The sequence below is a fragment of the Pseudomonas taiwanensis DSM 21245 genome (genome assembly GCF_000425785.1).
In the GTDB taxonomy this organism is placed as follows: Bacteria; Pseudomonadota; Gammaproteobacteria; order Pseudomonadales; family Pseudomonadaceae; genus Aquipseudomonas; species Aquipseudomonas taiwanensis.
The window spans coordinates 25366-37114 of the sequence record NZ_AUEC01000038.1 but is presented as its reverse complement, the minus strand read 5'-3'; the positions used below and the strand labels follow the sequence as shown (position 1 = coordinate 37114).

General features: G+C 62.9%; 11 protein-coding genes. 4 read left to right on the top strand and 7 right to left on the bottom strand.

Going from position 1 to position 11749, the window contains the following annotated elements; translation table 11 throughout:
- The first annotated feature begins 11 nt into the window (after nt 1-11).
- Nucleotides 12-878, top strand: a complete 867-nt coding sequence (locus H620_RS0116930; protein WP_027907730.1) for a LysR family transcriptional regulator — start codon at nt 12-14, stop codon at nt 876-878.
- Here H620_RS0116930 and H620_RS0116925 read toward each other — a convergent pair.
- From H620_RS0116925 to H620_RS0116905, 5 genes are all read right to left on the bottom strand, one after another.
- Nucleotides 852-1997, bottom strand: coding sequence for an HPP family protein (locus H620_RS0116925; protein ID WP_023379701.1), 1146 nt, complete (start codon nt 1995-1997; stop codon nt 852-854). The genes H620_RS0116930 and H620_RS0116925 overlap by 27 nt on opposite strands.
- Before the next feature lie 212 nt (nt 1998-2209).
- Entirely contained in the window at nt 2210-3541 is a 1332-nt protein-coding gene (locus tag H620_RS0116920; RefSeq protein ID WP_023379700.1) for a sensor histidine kinase, read from the bottom strand.
- Nucleotides 3538-4206: a response regulator transcription factor gene (locus tag H620_RS0116915; RefSeq protein WP_027907729.1), complete on the bottom strand. Its 669-nt coding sequence runs from the start codon at nt 4204-4206 to the stop codon at nt 3538-3540. The genes H620_RS0116920 and H620_RS0116915 overlap by 4 nt, the downstream gene beginning before the upstream one ends.
- Nucleotides 4207-4521, bottom strand: coding sequence for a PepSY domain-containing protein (locus tag H620_RS0116910; RefSeq protein WP_023379697.1), 315 nt, complete (start codon nt 4519-4521; stop codon nt 4207-4209).
- Nucleotides 4521-4829: a PepSY domain-containing protein gene (locus H620_RS0116905; protein WP_023379696.1), complete on the bottom strand. Its 309-nt coding sequence runs from the start codon at nt 4827-4829 to the stop codon at nt 4521-4523. Before H620_RS0116905 ends, H620_RS0116910 begins: the two co-directional genes overlap by 1 nt.
- Nucleotides 4830-5028: 199 nt before the next feature.
- Here H620_RS0116905 and H620_RS0116900 point away from each other — a divergent pair, with 199 nt between their 5' ends.
- Nucleotides 5029-6108: a patatin-like phospholipase domain-containing protein gene (locus H620_RS0116900; RefSeq protein WP_023379694.1), complete on the top strand. Its 1080-nt coding sequence runs from the start codon at nt 5029-5031 to the stop codon at nt 6106-6108.
- 54 nt (nt 6109-6162) lie between these two features.
- A complete protein-coding gene (gene queD, locus H620_RS0116895) occupies nt 6163-6519 on the top strand; it encodes a 6-carboxytetrahydropterin synthase QueD (protein WP_015269720.1) in 357 nt (118 codons plus the stop codon).
- A gap of 103 nt (nt 6520-6622) precedes the next feature.
- On the opposite strand, the gene H620_RS0116890 is transcribed toward queD, so the two are convergent.
- Nucleotides 6623-7102, bottom strand: a complete 480-nt coding sequence (locus H620_RS0116890; RefSeq protein ID WP_023379692.1) for a DUF1289 domain-containing protein — start codon at nt 7100-7102, stop codon at nt 6623-6625.
- Nucleotides 7103-7506: 404 nt separating this feature from the next.
- Between H620_RS0116890 and acnB the strand changes: the two genes are divergently transcribed.
- A complete protein-coding gene (acnB, locus tag H620_RS0116885) occupies nt 7507-10116 on the top strand; it encodes a bifunctional aconitate hydratase 2/2-methylisocitrate dehydratase (protein WP_027907727.1) in 2610 nt (869 codons plus the stop codon).
- Nucleotides 10117-10259: 143 nt separating this feature from the next.
- On the opposite strand, the gene prpD is transcribed toward acnB, so the two are convergent.
- Nucleotides 10260-11744 (bottom strand): 2-methylcitrate dehydratase, encoded by a 1485-nt coding sequence (prpD, locus tag H620_RS0116880; RefSeq protein WP_023379689.1) that lies wholly within the window; start codon nt 11742-11744, stop codon nt 10260-10262.
- Nucleotides 11745-11749 lie beyond the last annotated feature (5 nt).

Sequence of the window (11749 nt, the reverse complement as noted above, 5' to 3'; positions counted from 1 at the left end):
CCGAGCAGCCCATGGATATCGATCAGGCCCGAACATTTCTGGAAATCGTGCGGTGCGGCAGCCTGGTGGCCGCTGCCGAACGCCTGTTCGTGTCGCAGACGGCCATAACCGCGAGGGTGCAGCGCCTGGAACGACAACTGGGCTGCCAACTGTTCGTGCGTAGCCGAACCGGTGCCAGCCTGACCAGCGACGGTGAAGCCTTCGTCAGCTACGCCAACCAACTGGTGCAGACCTGGGAGGCGGCGCGGCGCGACCTGCCGCTACCCGAAGGCTGCCAGCAGGTGCTGCATATCGGTGCCGAGGTAAGTCTGGGCAACCCGATGCTGCTCGATTGGGTCAGCGCCCTGCACCGTGAGCTACCCAGCCATGCCATCCACAGCGAGGTCAGCGACGGCGAGTCGTTGCTGCGCAAGGTTGAAATGGGCCTGCTCGACGCGGCCCTGGTGTACCAGCCGACCTACGGCCCAGGGCTGCAAGTGGAGCAATTGATGGAAGAGAAGCTGATCCGCGTGCGTCGCGTCGATCGGCCAGAGCCTTACATCTACATCGACTGGGGCGAAGCCTTCCGCCGCCAGCATGATGCCGCCCTGCCTGACTGCGCGCGCCCAGCCCTGAGTTTCAACCTGGGGCCGCTGGCCCTGCAGTTCATTCTCGACCAGGGTGGCAGCGGCTACTTCCGGACGCGCGTGGTCCAGGCCTACCTGGACAGCGGGGTGTTCGAGCGGGTGCCTCAGGCACCGGAGTTCACCTATCCGACATTCCTGGTGTACCCGCGCAAGCGTGACAGCGAAGCCCTGCAGCAGTCCTTCGCGCTGCTGCGCCGGCTGGTGGCTGCCGGCGCCAGCGATTGGTCACAACGCTGGGACCCGCTGATCTGAGCCGTTGAGAATCTGGCGCTTGAGGCCGGCGATCAGATCGGTCTGGGTGACCACCCCCACCAGACGCTCCCCCTCGAGCACTGGCAAGCAATGCAGGCCTTGCTCACACAGCAGTGGCAGCAGGCGCTCAAGAGGGTGTTGCCCGCTCACGCTGACCACACGACGGCTCATGACCTGAGCCATACGCACGGTTTTGCGACCGAACAGACCCTGCCAACCGAACCGCCCGCGCTGCATGGCCGGGCCGACCAGGTCACTGAGGCTGACGATGCCCACCAGCTTGCCTCGCTCCAGTACGGGCAGGGTTTTCAAGTGGTGACTGGCCAACATGGCCCAGGCCTGCTCCAGGGTGGTGTCGGGTGTGGCGAACTGCACGTCACGGGACATCACCGAGGCGGCAGTGATACCACCAAGACTGCGCTGCAAGGCGTTTTGCTCGGTGGCGAGAATGATGCGTTGCAGTTCGTCGCGGGTGACGTCGACGAACTCGCCCAATTCGTCCAGTGCCTGGTCCAGGTCTTGGCTGCTGACGCCGACACGCTGGCTGGGCAGCGGGTCGTGCGTGTGGTGCGGTTCATTGCGCGGTGCTGCACCCTTGGGGTAGCGCACACCGGTCATGCGGTTGTAGATCACCGCCACCGTCACCAGGATCAAGGCATCGAGCAGCACCGGCTCAAGCAGATGATCCCCCAGGGCGGTCAATCCCGCGTCGGCCAGCACTGCGCTCACCGCCACGCCACCACCCGGTGGGTGCAGGCAACGCAGCAAGCACATCAACACCAACGACAGCCCCAGGGCGACGGCCGCTACCCACAGTTCGCTACCCAAGCCCTGGCGCATGGCCAGACCCACGGCACCCGCCAGGGCATAGCTGCCCACCACCGACCAGGGTTGGGCCAAGGGCCCGGAGTGCACGGCGAATACCAGTACCGCCGAGGCGGCCAAGGGCCCAAGCAAGTGCAAGGCAATCCCAGGGCCATAGGCCAGGCTGGTCAACCAACCGGCGAGGAACAGGCCAAGCAGTGCACCGAAGGCGGCGCGCAGCCACTCTTGGGGAGGAATGTTCAAGGGGGCAGGCAACAGCCTGCTCAGACGGCTTTCAGAAGACGAGGCAGACATTCAGGTAATGGGGGTCATGTTTTTTGGGTTGAAAAGGAAGCCCAGCCGCAGCGGCCTGGGCCCTGGAAGCCATCCATGGAGAGATGGAAACTGCAGCTCATTGTGCAGGGATGCCCAGGGGTTGGACCAATTCAAAAAAATGCGGCTGTACTGCAATTTTTTTGCAGTGCTGATACGGCCCCACGCTCGGCAAGCTGATACCTGCAGGCGCGTCAGCCGGTTATCAGCGCTGTCTTGCGTGGTAGTTCAAGGCGGACCCGCAACCCGCCCAGGGGGCTCTCCAGCAAGGCCAGTTGCCCGCCCCAGGCTTCGACGATGTCGCGCACGATCCCCAGCCCCAGGCCATGCCCGTCGACCTGCTCATCCAACCGCGAACCCCGCTCCAACACCTGCTGGCGCTGCCCTTCGGGAATCCCAGGGCCATCGTCGTCGATGCAGATCCGATACCCCTCAGGCGTCGGCGCAATCGACAGTCGGACCTCGCTGTCGGCCCATTTGCAGGCGTTGTCCAGCAAATTGCCCAGCAGCTCCAGCAAGTCCTCGCGGTCCCACGGCAACAGCAGCCCAGGCGGCACCTCATGCACGAGCGACAAACCCTCGCCATGGATCATGGCCAGCGTGCCGAGCAGCCCTGGCAGCTCGGCATCGCAATCGAACTGCGCACCCGGCAGTGCGTCCCCGGCCAGGCGCGCCCGGTTTAGCTCCCGGGCCAGACGCTGCTGGATCTGCTCGAGTTGTTCGCGCATCTGCGCCTGCACCTCGGGCAAATCCTTCAAGCGCTCGCTGGACGCCAAGGTGAGTAACACCGCTAGCGGCGTTTTCAAGGCATGCCCCAGATTGCCCAGGGCGTTGCGCGAACGGCGCAGGCTGTCCTCGGTGTGGCTCAGCAAGTGGTTGATCTGGTCGACCAGCGGCGCCAGCTCGGTGGGCACTTCAGCATCCAGCTGCGTACGTTGGCCCTGTTGCAGCTGGGCGATCTGTTGGCGTGCCCGCTCCAGCGGTCGCAGCGACCGGGTGACCGTGACCCGCTGCAACACCAGGATCAGCACCAGCGCCACCAGCCCAATACCCAGGCCGATCTGCTGCATTCGCCGAAAGCCCTCGCGCACCGGGGAATAGTCCTGGGCCACGCTGATGGAGACGTCCTGTCCAAGGCGCCGATAATCCGCACGCAACGCCAGCAGTTGCTGGCCTTCTGGCCCTAGCGCATGGCTGTCCGACAGACCCGGCGCAGCGGGCTTGGGCATGTCCAGGTCCCACAGCGAGCGCGAGCGCCAGGTGCCTTGGTCGAAGTCGATACGAAAGTAGTAGCCGGAAAATGGCCGTTGGTAAGCAGCGGAAATACGTCGTTCATCGAGCTGCAAGCCGGACGGCCCGCGCACCATCGCCACCAGCAGGTTCTCGCTTTCCTTGCGCAGGCCCGCCTCCAGGTAGCGCTGCAGCCCCACCTCGAACAGCCACAGCGTCAACTGAGCGAGCGCCACGCCCACCACCACCAGTACCGCTACGAGGCCCAGACTCAGGCGCGCCTGGATCGACTTCACTCGGCGCTCCCGGCGTACAGGTACCCTTGGCCACGGCGGGTCTCGATCACACTGCGACCCAGTTTGCGCCGCAGATGATTGACGTGTACTTCCAGCACATTGGAATCGCGCTCGGTTTCACCGTCGTACAGATGCTCGGCCAAGTGGCTCTTGGACAGGATCTGCCGCGGGTGCAACATGAAGTAACGCAACAAGCGGAATTCCGCTGCGGTCAGCGGGATATCCACCCCATCGCGCTTCACACACTGCTGGCTCTCGTCCAGGTGCAGGCCGGCCGCTTCGAGCGTGGGCTGGTTGGCCAGGCCACGGGCACGACGCAACAGGGCCTGGATGCGCAGCTGTAATTCTTCAGGGTGGAACGGCTTGCTCAGGTAATCGTCGGCCCCAGCCTTCAGGCCCTCGATACGCTCGGCCCAGGAACCCCGGGCGGTTAGAATCAGCACAGGCGTGACCAGGCCAGCGGCACGCCATTGGCCCAGTACTTCAAGGCCCGGCAACCCTGGCAAGCCAAGGTCGAGAATGATCAGGTCGTAAGGCTCGCTTTGGCCTTGGTACACCGCGTCACGGCCATCGGCCAGCCAGTCCACGGCATAGCCTTGGCGTTGCAGGCTGGTGATCAGTTCATCGGCCAGCGGTACGTTGTCCTCGACAAGCAACAGGCGCATTCAGTCGTCTTCCTCGTCTTTGAGCAGGGCGCCGGAGGTGGCATCGAGCTTGATTTCACGCACCACGCCTTCGGTGGTCAAAAGCTCGACCTCGTACTCGTAGCGGTCGTCCTCTTCTTCCAGTTCGGCCTCCAGCAAACGCGCCCCGGGGTGACGCCCCAGGGCGGTTTCGAGCAGTCGCTCGAGCGGCAGGATGATGCCCTTCTGGCGCAGCTCCAGGGCTTCGTCCTGATCCAGATCCCGGGCAACGGCCAGGGAGCAGACGGCCAGCAGCGAAAGCGCCAGGTAACGCGCCGGCCGCGGTAACGCGATCATCAGTTGTCCCGCTCGTCCTTCAGCACTTCACCGGTCTTGGCATCCAGGTCGACATCCCATTCGACGTTCTGCGCATCACGCAGATCGACCTTGTAGATGTAACGGCCGTACTCGTTTTCCAGTTCGGAGTCGGTCACGGTAGCGCCTGGATGCTTGGCAACGGCAGCTGCCTTGAGTTCATCCAGCGACTTGATGGTCTTTTCGCTAACCAGCTTGACCACTTCGTCAGGCTGAACGTCCTTGGCGAAGGCGGCATTGGCACCCAGGGCAAGGGCAGCGGCGGCGAACAGGGCAGTCAAGGTTTTCATCGTTTCTCTCCTTGGAGATGTTCAAGTTGTCTACGGGGTTAAGATTACCCAGCGGTCCTTAATTCAACCTGAAAACAGCTGGCGCCATGATAGCGCATGTTTCCCCTTGCGCCCCGCGGATGCAGAGCCGGTGTGGGAAAGCGCCGGACCTGCGAGCGATGGTTCTATAATGACCCGCTTGTTGCCAGCGAGAACCTCAATGAGCGCCATCCACATCAAGTACCCCGCCCTGACCTTCAAGGCCGGCACCCGTGCCCTGCGGCAGATCCGCGAACGTGGCTTGCAGGCGGCCGATGTCGGCGTGCTGCCCGGCGCCGCGGGTGGCCCGAAACCTCTGGGTATCCAGGGGCTGGACCTGGCATTGTTCGGCCAGTGGCTGCCCTCGGCGCCGCGCCAGCGGTCGCTGATCGGTGCGTCGATCGGCTCGTGGCGCTTCGCCAGTGCCTGCCTGGACGACCCGGTCGCGGGCCTGCGCCTGCTGGGCGAGCTGTACACCGAACAGGACTTCGCCAAGGGCGTCACCCCGGCCCAGATCAGCCGCAGTTGCCAGCGCATGCTCGATGACCTGCTGCAGGGGCGTGATGGCCAGATTCTCGCCAACCCGCACTACCGTCTGAATATCCTGGTGGTCAAAAGCCACGGCCAGCTCGCTTATGACCACCGTGGTCGATTGGGGATGGGGCTGTCGTCGGTCATCGCTGACAATCTGCTCGGGCGTTCGCGACTGGGTCGACACTTCGAGCGGGTGATCCTCCATGATGGCCGCGCCACACCCCCGCTCGATGCGCTCACCGACTTCCCATCACGCTGCCTGCCGCTCGACCTGGGCAACCTGCGCCATGCGCTGCTGGCCTCGGGCTCGATCCCGATGGTCATGGAGGGTGTACGCGACATCCCCGGCGCCGGAACCGGCACCTACCGCGACGGCGGCCTGCTCGACTACCATCTGGACCTGCCCTACCGCGGCGACGACCTGGTGCTTTACCCCCATTTCACCGACAAGGTGGTGCCCGGCTGGTTCGACAAGGTCCTGCCCTGGCGCAAGGGCGACCGCACGCGCCTGCAAAACGTACTGCTGATGACACCCTCGCCGCAGTACCTGGCAGCGCTGCCCTACGGCAAGCTGCCGGACCGTAACGACTTCAAGCGCTTCATGGGCGATGCGCCGAGCCGCAAGCGCTACTGGTACAAGGCCATCGCCGAAAGCCAGCGCCTGGGCGACGAACTGCTGGAGCTGATTGCCACCGGGCGGCTGCATGAACAGCTGCAAGCCTTGTAGCGGCCATGCTGGTAGACTGCGCGCATTATCGATTCACACAGAGTTATGACAGTCGTGGAAATCTTCAAAGAGTTTACGTTCGAATCGGCCCACCGCCTGCCCCACGTTCCTGCCGGGCACAAGTGCGGGCGCCTGCATGGTCACTCGTTCAAGGTCGGCCTGCACCTGACCGGCCCACTCGACCCGCACACCGGCTGGATCCGGGATTTCGCCGAGATCAAGGCGGTCTTCAAGCCGATCTACGAGCAACTGGATCATAACTACCTGAACGATATTCCAGGCCTGGAAAATCCGACCAGCGAAGTGATCGCAAAGTGGATCTGGGACCAGGTCAAGCCGCTGCTGCCAGAGCTGTCCAAGGTACGCATCCACGAAACCTGCACCAGCGGTTGCGAATATACCGGGGACTGACCTGGCGTCCCCTTCGCTGGCAAGCCAGCTCCTGCGGGACAAACGCGCCCCCTCGTAGGAACTGGCTTGCTGGCGATGTATCAGGCAGCTTCACTGCACGGCTTCAGCCCTGTCCGCCCTCTAGCGCATCACGCAGGAAACCTGGGGCGATGTACCGCTGGTAATGCGCCTCGGAAAGCAGAAAGAACTCCCGGTCGATGGCATCGCGCAACTGCGGCAGTTCCCAGTCGCGAAACTCCGGCAGCAACACCATCCCGTAGGCCTCGACGTCACGAATCATCCGCGCCCCACGCGCGATCAGCTGATACGCCCAGCAATATTCCGACTGCTGTTCGACGAAGCGAATCGAACGCTGCACCAGTTGCTGGCGCAGCAGGTGTTTGTCGAACACCTCCAGCTTGGCCATCATCACCTGCGCCAGCAGTTGCTCCAGACGCATCCAGACCGCGCGCTTCTGCTCGTCGTCGTAGCCGTTCCAGTGGATCACCTCATGGTGGAAACGCTTGCAGCCACGGCACACCGTGTCTCCGTAAACCGTGGAGCACAGGCCGACGCAAGGGGTCTTGATGGCGTGATTGGACATGGAAAAACAACGGCTTGGCGATGGAACACTGGCCCATGTTAGCCCTTTGTCTAACCAGGGTCACTCGTTAAAGTCACATTCGCCGCCTTACCTTCAGGCTTTTTTTGCCGTAGAATCATCCCGCCTTTTCAAGGCAACAATGTCCGTTGGAAGCTGTTTTCAAAGCGTCACGAGCACAGTTCATCCGGTAGAACGGCGTTGGCCCGGGCCATGTACCCACATGCCCGAGCCAGCCCTCATCAGCCTTCCGTTCTACAGGCGTAAAACTTTGAAAGCAGCTTCTGTAAGGATTCTCTGCGACTCTGGCTGGACGGCTCAAAAAGCCGTGCTCCGCGCATGGGTGCAGGGAATGCTGGATGAGCGTCCCGGACTCCCTTTAGGGACCACTGATGAGGGTAATAACTGTGCTTGAAGCCTACCGCAAACACATCGAAGAGCGTGCCGCCCTGGGTATCGTCCCCCAGCCGCTGAACGCCGAACAAACTGCAGGCCTGGTCGAGCTGCTGAAAAACCCGCCGGCCGGCGAAGAAGCCTTCCTCGTAGACCTGATCACCCACCGCGTTCCGCCAGGAGTCGACGAAGCTGCCTACGTCAAGGCCGCTTTCCTCTCCGCTGTCGCCAAGGGTGAAGCCAAGTCCCCACTGATCGACCGCAAGCACGCCACCGAGCTGCTGGGCACCATGCAGGGCGGCTACAACATCGAAACGCTGGTCACGCTGCTGGATGACGCCGAGCTGGGCGCCGTCGCGGCCGAACAGCTCAAGCACACCCTGCTGATGTTCGATGCCTTCCACGACGTGGCCGAAAAGGCCAAGGCCGGCAATGTTCACGCCAAGGCCGTCCTGGAATCCTGGGCTGCCGGCGAGTGGTTCACCTCCCGCCCGGCCATCGCCGAGAAGTACACCCTGACCGTGTTCAAGGTGCCTGGCGAAACCAACACCGACGACCTGTCCCCTGCTCCAGACGCCTGGTCTCGCCCTGACATCCCGCTGCACGCCCTGGCCATGCTGAAAATGGCCCGTGACGGCATCGAGCCGAAGCAGCCTGGTTCGGTCGGCCCGCTGGCCCAGATCGAAGCGGTCAAGGCCAAGGGCTACCCAGTTGCCTACGTCGGTGACGTGGTCGGTACCGGTTCTTCGCGTAAGTCCGCCACCAACTCGGTGCTGTGGTTCTTCGGCGACGACATCCCTTACGTGCCGAACAAGCGCGCAGGTGGCTTCTGCTTCGGCACCAAGATCGCCCCGATCTTCTACAACACCATGGAAGACGCCGGCGCCCTGCCGATCGAGTTCGACTGCACCAACCTGGCCATGGGCGACGTCATCGACGTTTACCCATTCAAGGGTGAAGTACGCCGTCACGGTAGCGACGAGCTGGTCACCACCTTCGAACTGAAAACCGAAGTGCTGCTCGACGAAGTTCGTGCCGGTGGCCGTATTCCGCTGATCGTCGGCCGTGGCCTGACCGAGAAAGCCCGTGCCGAACTGGGCCTGGGTGCTTCGGACCTGTTCAAGAAGCCAGAACAGCCTGCCGATTCCGGCAAGGGCTTCACCCTGGCCCAGAAAATGGTCGGCCGCGCTTGCGGTCTGCCAGAAGGCCAAGGCGTACGCCCAGGTGCCTACTGCGAACCGAAGATGACCACCGTCGGCTCCCAGGACACCACTGGCCCGATGACCCGTGACGAGCTGAAAGACCTGGCATGCCTGGGCTTCTCCGCCGACCTGGTCATGCAGTCCTTCTGCCACACCGCGGCCTATCCGAAGCCGATCGACGTCACCACCCATCACACCCTGCCAGACTTCATCCGCACCCGTGGCGGCGTGTCGCTGCGCCCAGGCGACGGCATCATCCACAGCTGGCTGAACCGCATGCTGATGCCGGACACCGTCGGTACCGGTGGTGACTCGCACACCCGCTTCCCGATCGGCATCTCGTTCCCGGCCGGTTCCGGCCTAGTAGCCTTCGCTGCTGCTACCGGCGTCATGCCGCTGGACATGCCTGAGTCGGTACTGGTGCGCTTCAAGGGCAAACTGCAACCGGGCATCACCCTGCGTGACCTGGTTCACGCCATCCCTTACTACGCCATCCAGAAGGGTCTGCTGACCGTCGAGAAGAAGGGCAAGAAGAACATCTTCTCTGGCCGCATCCTCGAGATCGAAGGCCTGAACGACCTCACCGTCGAGCAAGCTTTCGAGCTGTCCGACGCCTCGGCCGAGCGTTCTGCCGCAGGTTGCACCATCAAGCTGCCAGAGAAGGCCATCGCCGAGTACCTGCAGTCCAACATCACCCTGCTGCGCTGGATGATCGGCGAAGGCTACGGCGACGCCCGTACCCTGGAGCGCCGTGCCCAGGCGATGGAAGCCTGGCTGGCCAAGCCTAAGCTGCTGTCGGCCGACGCCGATGCCGAATACGCCGAAATCATCGAAATCGACCTGGCCGAAGTCAAGGAGCCTGTGCTCTGCGCGCCGAACGACCCAGACGATGCCCGCCTGCTGTCCTCGGTACAAGGCGAGAAGATCGACGAAGTGTTCATCGGTTCGTGCATGACCAACATCGGTCACTTCCGCGCTGCCGGCAAGCTGCTGGACAAAGTCAAGGGCGGCATCCCGACCCGCCTGTGGCTGGCTCCGCCAACCAAGATGGATGCTCACCAACTGACCGAAGAAGGCTACTACGGCATTTACGGCAAGGCTGGCGCGCGTATGGAAATGCCAGGCTGCTCGCTGTGCATGGGTAACCAGGCACGTGTGCAGACCGGTTCGACCGTGGTCTCCACCTCGACCCGTAACTTCCCGAACCGTCTGGGCGACGCCACCAACGTGTACCTGGCATCGGCCGAGCTGGCTGCTGTCGCTTCGATCATCGGCAAGCTGCCGACCGTCGAAGAGTACATGCAGTACGCCAAAGACATCGACAGCATGGCTGCCGACGTCTACCGCTACCTGAGCTTCGACCAGATCGCCGAGTTCCGCGAAGCGGCAGCCAACGCCAAGATCCCAGTGGTCCAGGCATAAGCTGAGTTGTAAGATGTAAAAGAAAAGCCCCGGTAGAAATACCGGGGCTTTCTTGTTTCAACCTGTGCCGACCTCTTCGCGGCTGAAGCCGCTCCTACAGGGACCGCACAGTTTTCGAGGGTTGTGCAGGACGACGAGCAACCTCAGATCACGAACAAATCGACAAACCGATGCACCGCCATCTGTTCCAGCTGCTGCTGGTCCTTGCACACCTGAAGAATCTCACCACACCGCTGCCGCGCAAAACGCGTCGCCAGGTTCTCCCTGAACTTGGCCTCCAGCAACGCAATGCCCTCCCCGCGCCGCCGCCGATGCCCGATCGGGTATTCCACCACTACCTGTTCGGTACTGGTGCCATCCTTGAAGAACACCTGCACGGCGTTGGCGATCGAGCGCTTGTCCGCTTCCAGGTATTCGCGGCTGAAGCGAGGGTCTTCCACTACCTCCATTTTTTCGCGCAAGCGGTCGATGCTCGGGTGGTTGGCGTGGAAAGCATCCTCGTAATGCTCGGCCACCAGATGGCCGAAGATCAGCGGCACCGCCACCATGTACTGCAAACAGTGGTCGCGGTCGGCGGCATTGGCCAGCGGCCCGCTCTTGGAGATGATACGGATCGCCGACTCCTGGGTAGTGATGACGATTCGGTCGACTTCGTGCAGGCGGTTACGCACGAGGGGATGCAGGATCACGGCTGCCTCACAGGCGGTCTGGGCGTGGAACTCGGCGGGGAAACTGACCTTGAACAGCACATTTTCCATCACGTAGCTGCCCAATGCCTGAGGCACGCGCAACGCTTGCTGGCCGGCAGGCTTGAGCGCCAGGTCCTTGTTGGTATGGCTGAACAGCACGTCGTAGAACCCCCACTGCGGCGCAGTGAGCACCCCTGGTACACCCATCTCGCCGCGCAAGGCGATATCGGCCAGGCGCACGCCCCGACTGGACGCATCCCCGGCAGCCCAAGACTTGCGCGAACCGGCGTTGGGTGCATGACGGTAGGTGCGCAGTGCCTGACCATCGACGAAAGCATGGGACAACGCACTCAGCATCTGCTCGCGGTTGGCCCCCATCAGCCTGGCGCACACAGCTGTAGAAGCCACCTTGACCAGAATCACGTGATCGAGGCCAACGCGGTTGAAGGCGTTTTCCAGCGCCAGTACACCCTGGATCTCATGGGCCATGACCATGGCTTCGAGCACATCACGCATCAACAACGGTCGCTCGCCCGTGGCCACGCGCTTTTGCGACAGATGATCGGCGACTGCCAGAATACCGCCGAGGTTGTCAGAGGGATGCGCCCATTCGGCGGCCAGCCAAGTGTCGTTGTAGTCCAGCCAGCGGATGGTACAGCCGATGTCCCAGGCGGCCTTCACCGGGTCAAGGCGATAGCTGGTGCCGGGCACGCGCGCGCCATTGGGTACCACGGTGCCCTCGACCAGCGGGCCGAGGTGCTTGGTGCATTCAGGGAAGCGCAAGGCAAGCAAGCCGCAACCCAGCGTGTCCATCAGGCAGTTGCGCGCGGTATCCAGGGCCTCGGGTGAATCGACCCGGTAGGTCAGCACATAGTCGGCGAGGGTTTGCAGCACGCCGTCGTAATCGGGGCGCTCGTTCAGATCCACGTTGGCGCTCATTTGCA